Genomic DNA, 16,155 nt, shown 5'->3' with positions numbered 1-16,155 from the left:
GTGGCGCGATTACCGAACCAAAGTGCGCGCATGGAAGGATGGGGCGGAGCACTACCCCGATTCAGCGTTCCGCCCGGTTCAGCCTGGTTGAGGTAACGATCACCAAAGGCCCGCCATTGAGCGGGTATTTTTTTGCCTGGAGAAATGCAATGGATGTAACCGAGAAAGATCGTGACGTGCTGGCGCGCACGCTATTTGGCGAGGCCCGCGGAGAAGGACTGGCAGGGATGGTGGCCGTGGCCTGGGCGATCCGGAACCGCGTCGAGGACGGCAAGGAGAAGTCGTGGTGGGGCGAGGGCTATGCCGGGGCGTGTCAGAAGCCATGGCAGTTCAGTTGCTGGAACAAGAACGACCCGAACTACCCGATGCTCAGTGGCGCGAAGCCAATTCCGGCGGCTGAGTTCACAATGTGCCGGCTCGCTGCTGAGCAGGTCATTGTAGGGCTGAAGCCCGACCCAACCGGCGGCGCCACTCACTACTACGCGACCACGATGCCGAAGCCACCGGCCTGGGCTGCAAAGGCCACGCAGACGCTGAAGCTCGGGCATCACATCTTTTTCAGGGACGTACCATGATTTCCGCTCTTAAGCTGGTGCCTGCCTGGGCGTGTGCAGTCATGGCGTTGATCGTAGCGCTGGCTGTGGGGCTTGGATATCAGACTATCCAGCTCAGCGGCGTGCGTACCGACTATGCAGACTACAAGACCGATATCGCCACCAAGGCCCAGCAGGCAAGCGAGAAGGCGCGCGAGACCGAACAGCAACGCCAACGCGACATTGACCAGGTGCGCAACGATGCAGCAGACCAGAAACAGAAAGATGATGCTCTTGCTGCTCAGCAGCATGCTGATAATGACAGCTTGCGCGACCAAATCGGAAAGCTGCTCACCGACCGCGCCGCCCTCAATTCCCGCCTTGCCGCTCGAGGCAAAACAATCAACGACCTTACCGATCTGCTCGCCGAGCTGCGATCAGAAGCTGATGGATATGCGGGCGAACTGGCGACAGCGCTTACAGCAAGTCGTCGGGCCGGATTGGCCTGCGAGCGCTCCTACCAATCATTGATCAAGCATTGAGGTCATCTGTCGGCGCTCATCTCATACAGTATTGACCCGCCTCCTCGAATTCTCGTTAACTGTATATTCGTACAGTATTGAGATTCATCCATGCATTTCCTCATCACGCCGCGTCGCCGCCTCGGTGTCGCGCTCACCAGGCAAGAAATCAGCGCCGCGACCGCCATCAAAGGCGACATCCATATAAATGAAGACCGCAACAGCGTGCTCGGTCGCGCGACGATGGTAGCCAGCGCGTTCAATACGGCGCCCGGCAGTCCTCACGCATTGCCGCCGCTGTTCGATGCCGACGTCACCAGCATGGCCACGTTGGGCATGAACATTTCGGGCGTTGAGGAAGTCGACGGGGCCTTCTACTTCCAATCGTGGTGGTGCCGCATTGAGTGATGATCCGCTGGCCGACTGGCGCGCGGCAATCAAATCGCGCGACGACCTGATCACCGATCCTGAGGGCCACCGGGCAAAGCTGGTTGGACTGGCGATGCTCGCCGGCCGAATGCACCAGGTTGGCGAGGAGGAATTGAACGAGATGCTCGAGCTTTCCGACGCCGCGCGACTCTGGGCGCTGGTCGAATGGGAGGAGGCTGAGCGGATCGGTCTGTTCTCCAGTGGAGCGACAGACCGGGCCGATGGGTTGCAGGTAATAAAAGGGAGGGGGTGAACGTCGGCAGAACGCCGGAGACATGGCCCAAAAGCCATAGTGACTTTCCGAGTGACATAGTGATTTGCGGTAAAGCACGGTTAGGCATCGTTGCAGCGAGCGCCAAGCCGGAGAGCCTTACGTTACGCGGGCTGTAGGCCAGTCCGCTTGCATGGGGTGCTAGGGGTCGAGTGTTCGAATCACTCCGTCCCGACCATATATTTCAATGACTTAGCCCAATCTTTTCAGGTTGGGCTTTTTCATGCGCGTGACTTTTGGGTGATTCGTCATTTCTTTATGCCTGCATCCTTTTCAAAATCGTCAGAACCGGTCCTCTCAAATCGGTTAGCGACGCTTTGTTTGCCTTTAACTCAAGCCAGTGTCTCGTAAGCCGATAGCCTTGAACTGCATCCCGCAGTGCATGGAGGCGTTATGAAGAGAATCGCAATCGCTGGGTTAGTCGCTCTGCTGTCGATAGTGTCAGTATCCGCGTCTGCTTGTCCTAAGGGCACGCATCCGACTGGTGGGACCGGATCCCATCACAAAGGTGGCACCTGCGTTTAATTGGAAGCCCAGCCCTGTGCTGGGCTTTTTTGCCTCAGCTTCAAGCAGTCGCATTCGGAGCCGAGACCACGTCGTACGACAGCCCTTCCAGCGTGAAAAGGGTTCTCCATTCAATGAAACCGGGCTTAGGCTCGCAAAGCAGCTGTACGGAGGATTCGTATACCTCTTCGACAATCGCGATATCGCCTGGCGCTGCCTCCCTGGCGTTGATCCAGTCAACACGTACGGTCGCGGATGGCTCGATGCGCGCCAGCCTGACCCAATCGCCTTTACAGAGCTGTTCATTCAAATCCGACATTTTTGCCCCCTTCGCCAAAAACGATTATGCGCAAGGCTACCTTGAGTTCGGAGAGTTGCCTGGCAAGCATAACCTCCGGCCCCTCCGCCCTAAAAGGCAGGCTAGAGCCTGGCGACGAAAACAGCCGCTCGTCGGAACATAAGCACTATCAAGAGGTTGGCTACTCAATGGGATAGCCAAAGGAAATGGAATTTATGCGACCGAATGTTTTTGATGTACCCAATGCGCTCGATTTAATCAAAGAGCTGGATGAAGCCACTGAGCAGATGATGGCGATCGGGGTCGATCAAGTCGGCTGTCCACAATGGCAGGCGGCCTTTGACCGACAGCAGCGCGCTTTTCGAAACTGGCGTGATTACTTGTACCTCAAGGCGGACGAGAAGCCGCCAGTGAGCCTCCTGAACATCGCGTGACGCCGTAGGGACCAGCGGGGTAGGCGTGGAGACAGTTCTCGACGCGCAGATGAGTGTTTGAGGCTGAGGTCCCGGTGCTATGCTGGCTGCTCATCGTACTGGAGCAGCGGAATTGAAAGCTTTTGCATTTCTTCGCGATCCTACCTTTATCGTCGGGGTTCCTTTGTTGGGGGTTGGGCTGATCTACAACATCCCGGCCCTCACAGGACTGGGTTTGTCACTGCTCGCCTGCGCGCTGATCGTTAATTGACGCGCGACTAATCCGGTGTACGCCGACGGCCTCATCGGGTCATTTCTTCTGCGAAGCCAACTGAAACAGACCGTCGATCCGGTTTAGTTGAATTAGCTGATCAACCATCGCTCATAGATAGATGGAATCGATAACCGATTGCTTCAGCTAAAGGTTTTTTCCGCATGCAAACTGCAGACGATTTCCGCTTTACGGCCCACACGCTTCTGCTCGCGCTGGATGAATCCACTCTCAACATGATGAAGATGGTGTCCAGCTCATCGATGGGCGGTGTCGCCTGGAAGTCAGCAGTTCTCCATCAGCAGGACTCTTTTGCCAATCTGCACTCGCATCTGGGTTTGCCCGAAGCATTAGAGCTGATGCAGCAAGGCCGTTTTCGCTAAGGCACGGCCGCGATAGAGCTCCGGAGCGGTGCGCATCGATGCCGCCTCTGTTGAGCGTTGACCGGCGAGAATCCGTCCTAAATAAAACAGCCCGGCGTTCGCCGGGCTGCTCTACGTTTGCCGCTCATCCGGCTGAGCCAATTACGGTCAGCCCTTACGTTTACTCGTCATACCCAAGGTTCGGCGCCAGCCATCTCTCGGTGACGCGCATCTCCTGCCCCTTACGGGCGTTGTAGCTTTCCACCTGATCCTTGTCGACTTTGCCGACGGCGAAGTACTGCGCCTGTGGGTGGGCGAAGTACCAGCCGCTGACGGCCGCTGCAGGGAACATCGCGTAGTGCTCGGTCAGGAAGACGCCGCTGATGCCAGGTTTGCCCTCACCGTCCTGGGTCGGGTCCAGCAGGTCGAACAGGACGCCTTTCTCGGTGTGGTCCGGGCAGGCCGGGTAGCCGGGGGCAGGGCGGATGCCGACGTATTTCTCTTTGATCAGGTCCTCGTTGTCCAGTTGCTCGTCGGTGGCGTAGCCCCAATAGTCTTTACGCACTTGCTGGTGCAGCCATTCGGCGCAGGCTTCGGCCAGACGATCGGCCAGCGCTTTGACCATGATCGCGTTGTAGTCGTCGCCCTTGTCCTGATAGCCCTTGGACACTTCTTCGGCACCGATGCCGGCGGTGGTGATGAAGCCGCCGACGTAGTCGGTCACGCCACTGCCTTTGGGTGCCACGAAGTCGGCGAGCGAGAAGTTCGGCTTGCCGTCGGTCTTGATGATCTGCTGGCGCAGGTGATGCAGCTTTGCCAGCGGCTGACCGTCATCGCCGTACAGCTCCAGGTCGTCATGGTCCACCTGATTGGCGGGCCAGAAGCCGAACACCGCGCGGCTGCGGATCAGTTTCTCGTCGATCAGTTTGCGCAGCAGTTCCTGGGCGTCGTTGAACAGCGAGGTCGCTGCTTCACCCACGACTTCGTCCGTGAGGATGCGCGGGTATTTGCCCGCCAGGTCCCACGAGATAAAGAACGGGGTCCAGTCGATGTAATCGACCAGTACGTTGAGGTCGATGTCTTCCAGTACCTTGACGCCGGTAAACGTCGGCTTGACCGGCTGATAGCTGGCCCAGTCAAACTGTGGCTTCTTGGCGATTGCCGCGCTGTAGCTCAAACGTTCGGTCCGGGCGCTGCGGGCCGAGGTGCGCTCACGCACTTCCACGTATTCGGCGCGGGTTTTCTCGATGAAACCGGCTTTCAGTTCCTTGGACAGCAACTGGGTGGCCACGCCCACGGCGCGCGAAGCGTCGGTCACGTAGATCACCGCGTCATTGCTGTATTTGGGCTCGATCTTCACGGCCGTGTGGGCTTTGGAGGTGGTCGCGCCGCCGATCATCAGTGGCAGGCTGAAGTTCTGACGCTGCATTTCGCGGGCGACGTGAACCATCTCGTCCAGCGACGGTGTGATCAGGCCCGACAGGCCGATGATGTCGCACTTCTCATCCTTGGCCACCTGCAGGATCTTCTCCGCAGGCACCATGACGCCGAGGTCGACGATGTCGTAACCGTTACAGCCCAGCACGACGCCGACGATGTTCTTGCCGATGTCGTGGACGTCGCCCTTGACCGTGGCCATCAGGATCTTGCCCTTGGCCTCCGGCTTGTCGCCTTTTTCCGCTTCGATGAACGGGATCAGGTGCGCAACCGCCTGCTTCATCACGCGGGCGGATTTCACCACCTGCGGCAGGAACATCTTGCCCGAACCGAACAGGTCGCCGACCACGTTCATGCCCGCCATCAACGGGCCTTCGATGACCTCGATGGGGCGTGCGAAGGACTGACGCGAAAGCTCGGTGTCCTCGACAATGTGGGTGGTGATGCCTTTGACCAGCGCGTGTTTGAGGCGCTCGTTGACGTCCCAGCCGCGCCATTCCTCGGTTTCAGCTTCCTTGACCGACCCATCGCCTTTGTACTTGTCGGCAATCGCCAGCAGCGCATCGGTGCCATTGGGGGTGCGGTTCAGCACCACGTCTTCCACCGCGTCGCGCAGCTCGGCAGGAATCTCGTCGTAGATTTCCAGCTGGCCGGCGTTGACGATGCCCATGGTCAGGCCGCTGCGGATGGCGTACAGCAGGAACACCGAGTGAATCGCCTCGCGCACCGGGTTGTTGCCCCGGAACGAGAACGACACGTTGGAGACGCCGCCGGACGTCAGTGCATACGGCAGCTCGTCGCGGATGTAGGCGCAGGCATTGATGAAGTCGACTGCGTAGTTGTTGTGCTCCTCGATGCCAGTGGCGACGGCGAAGATGTTCGGGTCGAAGATGATGTCTTCCGGCGGGAAGCCGACTTCATTGACCAGAATGTCGTAGGAGCGTTTGCAGATTTCTTTCTTGCGCGCTTCGGTGTCGGCCTGACCGGCCTCGTCGAACGCCATCACCACCACCGCAGCGCCGTAGCGCTTGCACAGCTTGGCGTGGTGGATGAACTGCTCGACACCTTCCTTCATGCTGATCGAGTTGACGATGCCCTTGCCCTGAATGCACTTGAGGCCGGCTTCGATCACTTCCCATTTCGAGGAGTCGATCATGATCGGCACGCGGGAGATGTCCGGTTCGCCGGCAATCAGGTTGAGGAAGGTCACCATGGCCTTCTTCGAGTCCAGCATGCCTTCGTCCATGTTGATGTCGATCACCTGAGCGCCGGCTTCGACCTGTTGCAGGGCGACTTCCAGGGCTTCGGTGTAGTTGTCTTCACGGATCAGGCGGGCGAAGCGGGCGGAGCCGGTGATGTTGGTGCGTTCGCCGACGTTGACGAACAGCGAACTGCGGTCGATGGTGAACGGCTCAAGGCCCGAGAGGCGGCAGGCCTTGGGAATGTCCGGAATGGCGCGCGGTGCATAGTTGGCGACGATGTTGGCAATGGCTTTGATGTGAGCCGGCGTGGTACCGCAGCAACCGCCGACGATGTTGAGGAAGCCGCTCTGGGCGAACTCTTCGACGACCTTGGCCATCTCGGCGGGCGCTTCGTCGTACTCGCCGAACTCGTTTGGCAGGCCCGCATTCGGGTGCGCCGACACGTGGGTGTCGGCCTTGTTGGACAGTTCTTCGAGGTACGGGCGCAGCTCGCTGGCGCCCAATGCGCAGTTCAAGCCCACCGAGATCGGGTTGGCGTGACGCACCGAGTTCCAGAACGCTTCGGTGGTCTGGCCCGACAGGGTACGGCCAGAGGCATCGGTGATGGTGCCCGAGATCATGATCGGCAGCTCGAAGCCGATCTCGTCGAACACGCCTTGCACGGCGAAGATCGCCGCCTTGGCGTTCAGGGTGTCGAAAATGGTTTCGATGAGGATCATGTCCGCACCGCCTTCGATCAGCCCCTTGGTGGCTTCGGTGTAGTTCTCCACCAGCTCGTCGAAGGTGACGTTGCGATAGCCGGGGTTGTTGACGTCCGGAGACAGCGAGCAGGTGCGGCTGGTCGGGCCGAGCACGCCAGCGACGAAGCGCGGCTTGTCCGGTGTTTCCAGGGTCTTGGCGTCGGCGACCTGACGGGCAAGGCGGGCGCCTTCCACGTTCAGTTCATACACCAGCGCTTCCATCCCGTAGTCGGCCTGAGAGACCTGGGTGGCGTTGAAGGTGTTGGTTTCGAGGATGTCGGCGCCGGCGTCCAGGTATTCCTTTTCGATCGCACCGATGACGTCCGGCCGCGTCAGGATCAGCAAATCGTTGTTGCCCTTGACGTCGCTTGGCCAGTCGGCAAAGCGCTTGCCGCGGTAGTCTTCTTCCTCCAGGCGATAGCTCTGGATCATGGTGCCCATGCCGCCATCGAGAATCAGGATTCGCTCTTTGAGAGCCTGCTGAAGTGCTTGAAGACGCGCGCTGCGATCTGACATGAAGAGTACCCGGACGAAGAAATACGAAATAAGGTGCTGCCGAAAGGTGCGAAATAATAGCAAACCTGTACGGTTTTAAACCGTCGCGCAATTTACATGAATTCTGTTCATGTTGATGGCCGCTCGCCACAGGTAGAATCATCAGGCATTTTTCACATTCAGGACGTTCGTTCCATGTTGCATCGCGTGTTTGCCACGGTTGTGGCCTTGATGTTTTGCGGTGCAGCGCTCGCGCAGTCGCCTCTCCCGCAATCAACCGTTCCGCACCCGGCCATTTCTTACAGTCGGGACATTCAGCCAATCTTCACCGAGAAGTGCGTTGCTTGCCACGCCTGCAACGATGCGGCCTGCCAGCTGAATCTGGGCAGTGGGGAAGGGGTGTTACGCGGGGCGTCCAAAGTGCCGGTGTATCAGGGCGATCGCAGTCAGGCGGTGGCGCCGACGCGGATTTTCTACGATGCCCAAGGCCCTGAGGCCTGGCGCAAGAAAGGCTTTTATTCCGTACTCGATGGCCAGAGCAACCAGGCTGCGCTGATGGCGAAGATGCTGGAGTTCGGTCACAGCGCGCCGCTGGTGCCCAACGCCAGGATCCCGGACGACATCGTGCTGGGGCTCAATCGCGAGAACATGTGCCCGTTGCCCCAGGAGTTCGAGGGGTATGCCAAGTCCCATCCCGGTCAGGGCATGCCGCTGGCGGTGACTGGCCTGAGCGACGCGCAGTACAGCACCTTGCAAAGCTGGCTGGCAGCCGGGGCGCCGGTGGACCAGACCCCGTTGCAGGCAAGTCCGGCGGAAGCGGCGCAGATCACCGACTGGGAAAACCTCTTCAATCGGCCCGGCTCGACCGAAGCCCTGGTAGCGCGCTGGCTGTACGAACACCTGTTTCTTGCGCACATTTATTTCACCGGCGGCGAACCGGGGCATTTCTTTCAATGGGTGCGTTCACGCACGCCGAGCGGCCAGCCGGTGGACCTGATCGCGACTCGCCGTCCGGATGACGATCCGGGCACGACCTTCTATTACCGCCTGATGCCGGTGCAAGGCGTCATCGTTCACAAGACCCACATCACCTATCCGATGGGTCCGCAGAAGCTGGATCGGGTCAAGCAGCTGTTTTACAGCGGTAACTGGCACGCCACCGAGCTGCCGGGTTATAGCCCGCAGCGTCGGGCCAACCCGTTCGACACGTTCAAGGAAATCCCGGCGGTTGCCCGGTACCAGTTCATGCTGGATAACGCGGAATACTTCGTCAGAACCTTCATTCGGGGTCCGGTGTGTCGCGGCCAGATTGCAACTGACGTCATTCGCGACCATTTCTGGGCGCTATTCCAGGAACCCGCCCATGACCGCTACATCACCGATGCGGTCTATCGCGGCAAGGCCACGCCGCTGTTGGCGATGCCAGGGCAGAACGACGATGTCGGCAGTGTGCTGAGCCTGTGGCACGACTACCGCGACAAGCGTAACGAGTATGAGGAGCTGCGCAGCGATGCCTATGCACACATGCCGCCACCGGGTTGGGCGACATTGTGGGCTGGCAACGACAACGCGCTGCTGACCATCTTCCGTCACTTTGACAGCGCCACCGTCAACAAGGGCCTGATTGGCGATCTGCCCACCACGGTCTGGCTGTTCGACTATCCACTGCTGGAGCGCACTTATTACCAGTTGGTGGTCAATTTCGACGTGTACGGCAACGTCTCCCATCAGGTGCAGACGCGGCTGTATTTCGACTTGATCCGCAACGGCGCCGAGGTCAACTTCCTGCGCCTGATGCCTGCGAACAAGCGCGACGACATCCTGGGCAGTTGGTATCAGAACAGCGGCAAGGTGAAGATGTGGATGGATTATCAAGCCATCGACGACGACACGCCCACGGGCATGAAGCTCGATGAAAAGGACCCCAAGCACGACTTCCAGCGCAAGCTGGTGGAGAGGGCCGGGACGCTCAACGCTACGCCGGATCCGATCAACCGCTGCACCGGCGCCTATTGCTCTCGGCCAGGCATCGGGCCGGTGTTCAGCGATGTCGAGCAGTCGCTCAGCCGACTGGTTTCGCGACCTGCAGCGGGCTTGCGGGTCATCGACAGGCTGCCGGAAGCAACGATGCTGCGGATTCAGGACGGGAGCGGCAAGCGAATCGTCTACAGCATGTTGCGCAACCGGGCCCACGGTAACGTGGCGTTCCTGCTGGGCGAGGCGTACCGCTATCAGCCGGGTCTGGACAGCTTGACGATTTATCCGGGTGTGCTCAGCAGTTATCCGAACTTCATCTTCAACATTCCAGCCAATGAGGTCAGTGCCTTTGTCGATGCGATGGAGCAAGCCCATGAGCACAAGGAAGCGTTCGAGAAAATCGTCGAGCGTTGGGGCGTGCGTCGCAGCAATCCGTTGTTCTGGACGTATTTCCATGACCTGGATCACTACATTCAAGAGACCGAGCCGGCCGAGGCGGGTGTGCTCGATATGAACCGGTATGAAAACCTCTGATGATCTCTGCAGGAGTGACTTTGCTCGCGACGGTGTCCGCAAAAAAATTGCTACTGAGAGACCGCCATCGCGAGCACGCTCACGCCTACAGGTTCGGGGTATAACGGGAAAAGCCTTATAAAACATGGCCTGCAGCCATTATGCAGCCGGTCAGCCCCGCCGAACCTTTTTGCAAATCTTGAAGTCGGACCCTGTGAGTCGTCCTGCAAGCGCGGCCTTTTTGGAGGTCCTGATCGTGGGTCAAACCCGACGAAGCAAGAGGTTAGCGATGTTGATTTCGGTTCAAGCCCTGCGGGCACTCGCCGCGTGGGCCGTTGTGTGTCACCACTTCATGCAGATTTTTTTCGACTTTCATCCCAGCGGCCCCATCGGCCGGTTTTTTACTGAAAAGGGTGCTGTAGGGGTCGACATCTTCTTCGTCATCAGCGGTCTGGTGATCTACCTGTCGACGGTGGACAAGGACATACCCGCCAGCCGTTTCATGCTCAACCGCATTATCCGCATCGTCCCCGCCTATTGGCTCTACACCCTCGTGATGGGGCTGCTGGTGGTCGTCGCGCATCCTTTGTTGCCGCATCAGGTCGTGGACTGGCAGAGTTTCATTCTTTCGCTGATGTTCATCCCGTCTGAAAACCCCGGTGGTTATGGTCTGTACCCGACATTGAACGTGGGTTGGACGCTGAACTACGAAATGCTGTTCTACGTCCTGTTTTCGATGGTGTTCCTGTTCCAGCAGCGCTTACGCCCGTTGATCGTCGCCGCCGCGTTGTTCGCGGTGACCGACGTGCTCGGGCGTTCAGGGCTGATCAGTCGTTTCTATGCCAACGATATCGTTTATGAATTTTTGCTCGGCATCGGTATTGGGGTCATCTACCGCCGCGGCTGGATCACCGAGCGACTGTGGCTGCCGTTGCTGGCCATCGGTTGCGCGTTGCTGACAATCAAGCAGCTCCCCCCGGACCTGCGCATCATCAACTGGGGACTGCCCAGCGCAGTAATCGTGGTGGCGTGTATTTCGCTGGAACCTTACATGCGCGGCAGTCGCCTGCTCAAAACCATGGGTGACTGCTCCTATTCGGTGTACCTGCTGCATGTGCTGGTGTTGTACGGCGGCTGGCTGACCACTCAGCGGTTCGGGGTCAATCCGTACGTGGCATTCGCCGTGTGCGTCCCGGTGATCGCGCTTGGCGCGTGGCTGAGCTACGAGTGGATCGAGAAAGGGTTGTATCGCCGCATGAAAGGTTGGCTGGACGGTAGAAGGGAGGCTAAGGAGGTGGCCGTTCCCTGACAGCGCGGGCGCGATGACGGGGCTCGTCGAAATTACCTGAGCGAAATACTAGGACTTTGTCAGTTGCCGTGGAATGGCGTAAACTCCGCCTCACGTCTGCGAGGAATTTTCATGACCGCTATTACTATTACCGATGCCGCCCACGATTACCTGGCCGATCTGCTGGAAAAGCAGAACACTCCCGGCATCGGCATCCGCGTGTTTATTACCCAGCCTGGCACCCAATACGCTGAAACCTGCATTGCTTATTGCAAGCCAGGCGAAGAAAAGCCTGAAGACAAAGCCATTGGCCTCAAAAGCTTTACGGCCTGGATCGATTCGTTCAGCGAAGCGTTCCTGGATGACGCAGTGGTCGACTACGCCACTGACCGCATGGGTGGTCAGCTGACCATCAAGGCGCCGAACGCCAAAGTGCCCATGGTCAATGCCGACAGCCCGATCAACGAGCGCATCAACTACTACCTGCAGACCGAGATCAACCCGGGTCTGGCGAGCCACGGTGGTCAGGTTACTCTGATCGATGTGGTCGAGGAAGACGAGGCCAACATCGCCGTGTTGCAGTTCGGGGGTGGTTGCCAAGGTTGCGGTCAGGCTGACGTGACGCTCAAGGAAGGCATCGAGCGCACGTTGCTGGAGCGCATTCCTGAGTTGTCCGGCGTGCGTGACGTGACTGACCACACTCAGAAAGAAAACGCTTACTACTGAGTGATTTCTACTGCACACAAAGCCCCGACTGGTTCGGGGCTTTTTGTTTGGCGCACAGTTTCTGTAGGCGTGTCGTGTCAGTTATGCGCGCGTTTTAAGACCTGAACACATGCGCATGCCCGGCCCGATACAGCGATGACTCGCTGAACACGTCATTTCCCAACACCCGCCCCACCAGAATCAACGCCGTGCGCCTGAAACCCTTTTCCTGCACCTTTTGTTCGATATCAGAAAGCGTCCCGACCGCCCAATCCTGATCCGGCCAGCTGGCGCGATGAACGACTGCAATCGGGCAGTCCAAGCCGTAGTGCGGTGCCAGCTCCGCGACGATCTTTGCGAGATTATTGACCCCCAGATGAATCGCCATCGTTGCCTTGTGCTGCGCGAGGTCCCCCAACGCCTCGCCTTCCGGCATCGCGGTCTTGTCGCCATACCGGGTCAGAATCACGCTTTGGGAAATATCGGGCAGCGTCAGTTCGGTGCCCAGCAGGGCGGCACACGCCGCCGTGGCGGTGACGCCGGGGATGATTTCGAAGGGGATGCCCAACTCGCGCAGGCAACGAATCTGCTCGCCAATGGCGCCATACAGGCTCGGGTCGCCGGAGTGCACACGCGCCACGTCCTGGCCGTTTGCATGAGCAGATTTCATCAGGGTGATGATCTGTTCCAGGTGTAACGCTGCACTGTTTGTCACCTGAACCGCCTGATGGCCTTCCAGAACGGCCTCCGGGACCAGCGATCCGGCATAGATGATCACCGGGCAAGTGCGGATCAGACGCTGGCCTTTGACGGTGATCAGGTCCGGATCGCCGGGGCCTGCGCCGATGAAGAAAACGGTCATGGGGTCTCCAGATTACTCACTCTTGTACTTCTGCACTCGGGGCAGGCACGATTTCTGTGGGAGCGAATTCATTCGCGAAAAATCGTCCAGGCGCCTGCACATTCGGCGCCTGAAATTCCGATTCGCGAATGAATTCGCTCCCACAGGGAAATGGCATTACAACGTGGAAGCCAACGCGAAGGTTGCTTGAGAACTGTTGCGACGTTCGATCAGCAACGTGACAGGCGAGCCGCTTAATCGCGACGCCATCGCCATTGCCGAACTCTCTGCCACGCCATAACAACCCGTGTGGTCGAAAGCGATCTGTGAGCGGTGGCTCAGGCGCGGCTCGAAAACCGCAAGCTCATCCGCGCTGAAAAAACCGATCGGCATCTCGAGCTGTTCCGCCAGCGCCAGCAGCCCGGCCTCGGTCGATTTGCTGTCAATGGAGGCAAGGGCGGTGACATCGCTCAATGTCAGCGCGTGTTCCCGCAGGCAGACGTCAATCAGCCCCAGCAGCGCCGACGCCGGGCAACCGCGCTGGCAGCCCAGGCCGATCACCCGAATCGGCCGGTTGCCGGGTTCACTCATAGCGCGTGGTTCAGTCCTGCGTGATCCGCTTGCGCTTCGCCACGGCGAAACAGCCAGGCGCTGATCAGGCCCATCGCAATCCAGAAGGCGGCGTTGGTCAGCAACGAGGCGATCTTGAATTGTGCTTCCAGTGCCTGCGGCGCCAATGCCGAATGAACGTCTGGCTGGGGTGCGCCAACGACGTGTGGAATCACCAGGATCACGGCCCCCAGCACTTTCAACAGCCCGTGACGGGCGAAGACGATCAGCGCCAGACCGACTGCCGTCGAGGCGGCAGTACTCGCCCACCACATTTGACGCTGAGTCAGGTCGGCGGCCGCTGTGCCCGGCAGCTCAGGCGGCAAGCCCAGGGTTGGCGCCAGGACGAACACGGCAAAACCGGCCAGCCCCCAAAGGGCGCCTTGGCGCGTGGCAGTCGGCGTGCGCAAGGTGTAGAGCGCGGCCAGCATCAGCGCGAAACCGACCGCGACCACCAGGTTCCCGCCGGTGGTAGACAGCACGCGCTGCCAGCCATCTTCGGGTTCCCAGGCCTCTTCGTCGTGGACATGAGCGGCCATGGCACCTTCACCATGCGCGTGCTGTTCGGCGGCCGGGGCTTTCTCATAAGTTTCGGCTTCGTGGATCAAAGGGGCGACCCAGAAGCTTTGCAGCAGGGTCAGCAGCAGGGCGGCGAGCAGTCCCGTGAAGCCGGCTGTTTGAGCGATTCGCTTGAACATGGCGACAGGTCTCAATGGCAAGGGAAGGCGGCGCTGTGACGGGTATCGTGCGCAGCGTTGTGCACGGCGTCGATATGCGAGAAACCGGCGAAGTACACCAGGCACGCGCCAAGGATCATCGCGCTGATGGCGGCGGTCAGGCGTTGGGTCTGAGTCGTGATGTGGCTGGATGTCTGGCGGGTGGTGCTGATCGACATGGCGCTTCCCTCTGAAATGTCAGCGGACAGGAAGGCGCAAGGCACACGGCGGACGAGCGTTAGCCGTGAACTCAACAGCGCCCGCCCACCGCGGGTTCGTTATGTGTCGTTGTCGGGCCGGTCTCCGGGCTTGCGAGGGACACGTGCAACTGCCACATGCCTTCAAGAATCGCCTTCCCATATCGCTACCGACACAGTGGATCTGACTCTTCACTCGCTTACCGTTGCGGGGGCAGCGCCGGACTTGCACACACCCTGAGGTCTGCGCGCACCGGTTTCCCGTTTCACCCTGTGAAGGGCACCCGTAACAAGGCGTGTAGGAGACCACGGTGCCGGGCCTCAGTCAATCGGCAGGCGGCAGCTGACTGCTTGGCCATCAAACGTTTGCTCGTTGACCTTCGCCTGACCACTGCGTAGCCTTGCGCACTTGAGGTTCGCCGGCTCGGGTTTCCTGACACCGGCGCTAAGAAGGGAATGCGGTACATGCCGCAGCTGCCCCCGCAACTGTAAACGGTCATGTTCATTGCACAGCCACTGCGCGAGCGGGAAGGCGTGATGAACGCGAGCGGCCTGACGATCGTGTCAGCCACTTCGCCGCCGTGAGCCAGGAGACCTGCCTCGAAGACGGGCCTGCTTTGAGCAAGGCCCTGCGAATTCTCATTACAATCGGGCGGGGTGATCCGGTGGCGAATCGAATGGCGAGCCTGTCGACCTCGACGGCTGCGCGGTTCTCGTCCTGCTTGCCCGCCGCTACGCCATAGGGCATCCGATGAAAACACTGGCCAAACTTCCTGTCACCATCGTCACCGGCTTTCTCGGTTCGGGCAAAACCACCCTGTTGCGTCACATGCTCGACAACGCCGAAGGGCGCCGTATCGCGGTGATCGTCAACGAGTTCGGCGAGCTGGGCATCGACGGCGAAATCCTCAAGCAATGCACCATCGGCTGCACCGAAGAAGAAGCCAACGGTCGCGTCTATGAACTCGCCAACGGCTGCCTGTGCTGCACCGTCCAGGAAGAGTTCTTCCCGGTGATGCAGGAACTGGTTGCCCGCCGTGGTGATCTGGACCATATCCTCATCGAAACCTCCGGCCTTGCTCTGCCAAAACCGCTGGTTCAAGCCTTCCAGTGGCCTGAGATCCGCAACGCCTGCACCGTTGACGCCGTCATCACCGTGGTCGACAGCCCGGCCGTCGTTGCGGGTACGTTCGCGGCATTTCCGGATCAGGTCGATGCGCAGCGCAAACTCGATCCGAACCTGGACCACGAGTCCCCGTTGCACGAGCTGTTCGCCGACCAACTGGCGAGCGCCGACCTGGTCATTCTCAACAAGGCCGACATGCTCGACGCTCACGCATTGGCCGCAGTGCGCGCTGAAGTTGCCGAAGAACTGCCGCCTGCCGTGAAAGTCATCGAAGCCAGCAAGGGCCAGTTGCCGATCAGCGTCCTGTTGGGTCTGGGCGCCGAGTCCGAGCTGCACATCGACGGGCGCAAGACGCACCACGATCATCACGAGGGCGATGACCACGACGATCACGACCATGACGCGTTCGATTCGATTTCCATCTCGCTGCCGCAGGCCGATGAAGCGCTGCTGCTCGACGCCTTGACCCAGGCGGTCGTTCAGCACGGCATCCTGCGCGTCAAAGGGTTTGCCGCGATTCCCGGCAAACCGATGCGTTTGTTGGTGCAGGGCGTCGGCACCCGGTTCGACAAGCACTTCGACCGCGCCTGGAAGGCCGACGAAGAGCGTCTGACCCATCTGGTGCTGATTGGCCAGGAACTCGACGCTGGCGTGCTTGAGGCTCAGTTGCGCGCTGCCGTCACCGCAGCCGAGCTCAAAGGCTAAAC

Annotated in this window: 17 protein-coding genes, 1 tRNA gene and 2 riboswitches; of the genes, 12 read left to right on the top strand and 6 right to left on the bottom strand. The window is 59.7% G+C overall.

Translation table 11 applies throughout. From position 1 onward, the window contains the following. Nucleotides 1-149: 149 nt before the first annotated feature. From BLS87_RS25260 to BLS87_RS25240, 5 genes are all read left to right on the top strand, one after another. Nucleotides 150-575 carry a cell wall hydrolase gene (locus BLS87_RS25260; RefSeq protein WP_074756840.1) on the top strand — a complete coding sequence of 142 codons (426 nt, stop codon included), beginning with the start codon at nt 150-152 and terminating at the stop codon, nt 573-575. After that, nucleotides 572-1,075, top strand: coding sequence for a DUF2514 family protein (locus BLS87_RS25255; protein WP_074756838.1), 504 nt, complete (start codon nt 572-574; stop codon nt 1,073-1,075). The genes BLS87_RS25260 and BLS87_RS25255 overlap by 4 nt, the downstream gene beginning before the upstream one ends. 90 nt (nt 1,076-1,165) lie before the next feature. Beyond that, complete coding sequence (locus BLS87_RS25250; protein ID WP_074756836.1) at nt 1,166-1,462, top strand: hypothetical protein; 297 nt, start codon at nt 1,166-1,168, stop codon at nt 1,460-1,462. Further along, nucleotides 1,455-1,736 (top strand): hypothetical protein, encoded by a 282-nt coding sequence (locus BLS87_RS25245; RefSeq protein ID WP_074756834.1) that lies wholly within the window; start codon nt 1,455-1,457, stop codon nt 1,734-1,736. Before BLS87_RS25250 ends, BLS87_RS25245 begins: the two co-directional genes overlap by 8 nt. A gap of 127 nt (nt 1,737-1,863) precedes the next feature. Then, nucleotides 1,864-1,932: transfer RNA gene (locus BLS87_RS25240), tRNA-Ser, on the top strand. Nucleotides 1,933-2,319: 387 nt separating this feature from the next. On the opposite strand, the gene BLS87_RS25235 is transcribed toward BLS87_RS25240, so the two are convergent. Beyond that, nucleotides 2,320-2,577, bottom strand: a complete 258-nt coding sequence (locus BLS87_RS25235) for a hypothetical protein (protein WP_074756832.1) — start codon at nt 2,575-2,577, stop codon at nt 2,320-2,322. 194 nt (nt 2,578-2,771) lie between these two features. Between BLS87_RS25235 and BLS87_RS25230 the strand changes: the two genes are divergently transcribed. The 3 genes from BLS87_RS25230 to BLS87_RS25225 all read left to right on the top strand — a co-directional run bounded on the left by BLS87_RS25230 (nt 2,772) and on the right by BLS87_RS25225 (nt 3,623). Further along, nucleotides 2,772-2,990, top strand: coding sequence for a hypothetical protein (locus BLS87_RS25230; protein ID WP_074756830.1), 219 nt, complete (start codon nt 2,772-2,774; stop codon nt 2,988-2,990). A gap of 79 nt (nt 2,991-3,069) precedes the next feature. Next, the gene (locus tag BLS87_RS34280) at nt 3,070-3,240 is read left to right on the top strand and encodes a hypothetical protein (protein WP_167362103.1); all 171 of its coding nucleotides are present in this window, start codon (nt 3,070-3,072) and stop codon (nt 3,238-3,240) included. 164 nt (nt 3,241-3,404) lie between these two features. Beyond that, on the top strand, nt 3,405-3,623 hold the full coding sequence (locus BLS87_RS25225) for a hypothetical protein (protein ID WP_074756828.1): 219 nt from the start codon (nt 3,405-3,407) through the stop codon (nt 3,621-3,623). Between the two features lie 160 nt (nt 3,624-3,783). On the opposite strand, the gene metH is transcribed toward BLS87_RS25225, so the two are convergent. Beyond that, the gene (gene metH / locus BLS87_RS25220; protein ID WP_074756826.1) at nt 3,784-7,497 is read right to left on the bottom strand and encodes a methionine synthase; all 3,714 of its coding nucleotides are present in this window, start codon (nt 7,495-7,497) and stop codon (nt 3,784-3,786) included. A 174-nt stretch (nt 7,498-7,671) separates the two neighbouring features. Here metH and BLS87_RS25215 point away from each other — a divergent pair, with 174 nt between their 5' ends. The 3 genes from BLS87_RS25215 to nfuA all read left to right on the top strand — a co-directional run bounded on the left by BLS87_RS25215 (nt 7,672) and on the right by nfuA (nt 11,980). Further along, nucleotides 7,672-9,987 carry a fatty acid cis/trans isomerase gene (locus BLS87_RS25215; RefSeq protein WP_074756825.1) on the top strand — a complete coding sequence of 772 codons (2,316 nt, stop codon included), beginning with the start codon at nt 7,672-7,674 and terminating at the stop codon, nt 9,985-9,987. 268 nt (nt 9,988-10,255) lie between these two features. Continuing rightward, entirely contained in the window at nt 10,256-11,275 is a 1,020-nt protein-coding gene (locus tag BLS87_RS25210) for an acyltransferase family protein (RefSeq protein WP_074756823.1), read from the top strand. 111 nt (nt 11,276-11,386) lie between these two features. Continuing rightward, nucleotides 11,387-11,980 (top strand): Fe-S biogenesis protein NfuA, encoded by a 594-nt coding sequence (nfuA, locus tag BLS87_RS25205; protein ID WP_074756821.1) that lies wholly within the window; start codon nt 11,387-11,389, stop codon nt 11,978-11,980. A gap of 94 nt (nt 11,981-12,074) precedes the next feature. Here nfuA and cobM read toward each other — a convergent pair whose 3' ends face one another. The 4 genes from cobM to BLS87_RS25185 form a co-directional block, all read right to left on the bottom strand. After that, on the bottom strand, nt 12,075-12,821 hold the full coding sequence (gene cobM / locus BLS87_RS25200) for a precorrin-4 C(11)-methyltransferase (protein WP_074756819.1): 747 nt from the start codon (nt 12,819-12,821) through the stop codon (nt 12,075-12,077). Between the two features lie 156 nt (nt 12,822-12,977). After that, on the bottom strand, nt 12,978-13,391 hold the full coding sequence (locus BLS87_RS25195) for a cobalamin biosynthesis protein (protein WP_074756817.1): 414 nt from the start codon (nt 13,389-13,391) through the stop codon (nt 12,978-12,980). Next, entirely contained in the window at nt 13,388-14,107 is a 720-nt protein-coding gene (locus BLS87_RS25190) for a CbtA family protein (protein WP_074756815.1), read from the bottom strand. Before BLS87_RS25190 ends, BLS87_RS25195 begins: the two co-directional genes overlap by 4 nt. A gap of 11 nt (nt 14,108-14,118) precedes the next feature. Continuing rightward, nucleotides 14,119-14,304 (bottom strand): CbtB domain-containing protein, encoded by a 186-nt coding sequence (locus BLS87_RS25185; RefSeq protein ID WP_074756813.1) that lies wholly within the window; start codon nt 14,302-14,304, stop codon nt 14,119-14,121. A 98-nt stretch (nt 14,305-14,402) separates the two neighbouring features. Beyond that, a riboswitch (cobalamin riboswitch) is annotated at nt 14,403-14,625 on the bottom strand. A 98-nt stretch (nt 14,626-14,723) separates the two neighbouring features. Then, a riboswitch (cobalamin riboswitch) is annotated at nt 14,724-14,939 on the top strand. A gap of 134 nt (nt 14,940-15,073) precedes the next feature. Here BLS87_RS25185 and cobW point away from each other — a divergent pair. Beyond that, nucleotides 15,074-16,153, top strand: a complete 1,080-nt coding sequence (cobW, locus tag BLS87_RS25180; RefSeq protein ID WP_074756811.1) for a cobalamin biosynthesis protein CobW — start codon at nt 15,074-15,076, stop codon at nt 16,151-16,153. The last annotated feature ends 2 nt before the right edge of the window (nt 16,154-16,155 follow it).

The organism is Pseudomonas abietaniphila (assembly GCF_900100795.1).
In the GTDB taxonomy this organism is placed as follows: domain Bacteria; phylum Pseudomonadota; class Gammaproteobacteria; order Pseudomonadales; family Pseudomonadaceae; genus Aquipseudomonas; species Aquipseudomonas abietaniphila.
This window is presented reverse-complemented; position numbering and strand designations above follow the sequence as displayed.

What these genes read in the sequence shown, in the direction of transcription:
- BLS87_RS25260 (WP_074756840.1), top strand. Translation starts at nt 150, where the DNA reads ATGGATGTAACCGAGAAAGATCGTGACGTGCTGGCGCGCACGCTATTT.
- BLS87_RS25255 (WP_074756838.1), top strand. Translation starts at nt 572, where the DNA reads ATGATTTCCGCTCTTAAGCTGGTGCCTGCCTGGGCGTGTGCAGTCATG.
- BLS87_RS25250 (WP_074756836.1), top strand. Translation starts at nt 1,166, where the DNA reads ATGCATTTCCTCATCACGCCGCGTCGCCGCCTCGGTGTCGCGCTCACC.
- BLS87_RS25235 (WP_074756832.1), bottom strand. Translation starts at nt 2,577, where the DNA reads ATGTCGGATTTGAATGAACAGCTCTGTAAAGGCGATTGGGTCAGGCTG.
- BLS87_RS25230 (WP_074756830.1), top strand. Translation starts at nt 2,772, where the DNA reads ATGCGACCGAATGTTTTTGATGTACCCAATGCGCTCGATTTAATCAAA.
- BLS87_RS34280 (WP_167362103.1), top strand. Translation starts at nt 3,070, where the DNA reads ATGCTGGCTGCTCATCGTACTGGAGCAGCGGAATTGAAAGCTTTTGCA.
- BLS87_RS25225 (WP_074756828.1), top strand. Translation starts at nt 3,405, where the DNA reads ATGCAAACTGCAGACGATTTCCGCTTTACGGCCCACACGCTTCTGCTC.
- metH (WP_074756826.1), bottom strand. Translation starts at nt 7,497, where the DNA reads ATGTCAGATCGCAGCGCGCGTCTTCAAGCACTTCAGCAGGCTCTCAAA.
- BLS87_RS25215 (WP_074756825.1), top strand. Translation starts at nt 7,672, where the DNA reads ATGTTGCATCGCGTGTTTGCCACGGTTGTGGCCTTGATGTTTTGCGGT.
- BLS87_RS25210 (WP_074756823.1), top strand. Translation starts at nt 10,256, where the DNA reads ATGTTGATTTCGGTTCAAGCCCTGCGGGCACTCGCCGCGTGGGCCGTT.
- nfuA (WP_074756821.1), top strand. Translation starts at nt 11,387, where the DNA reads ATGACCGCTATTACTATTACCGATGCCGCCCACGATTACCTGGCCGAT.
- cobM (WP_074756819.1), bottom strand. Translation starts at nt 12,821, where the DNA reads ATGACCGTTTTCTTCATCGGCGCAGGCCCCGGCGATCCGGACCTGATC.
- BLS87_RS25195 (WP_074756817.1), bottom strand. Translation starts at nt 13,391, where the DNA reads ATGAGTGAACCCGGCAACCGGCCGATTCGGGTGATCGGCCTGGGCTGC.
- BLS87_RS25190 (WP_074756815.1), bottom strand. Translation starts at nt 14,107, where the DNA reads ATGTTCAAGCGAATCGCTCAAACAGCCGGCTTCACGGGACTGCTCGCC.
- BLS87_RS25185 (WP_074756813.1), bottom strand. Translation starts at nt 14,304, where the DNA reads ATGTCGATCAGCACCACCCGCCAGACATCCAGCCACATCACGACTCAG.
- cobW (WP_074756811.1), top strand. Translation starts at nt 15,074, where the DNA reads ATGAAAACACTGGCCAAACTTCCTGTCACCATCGTCACCGGCTTTCTC.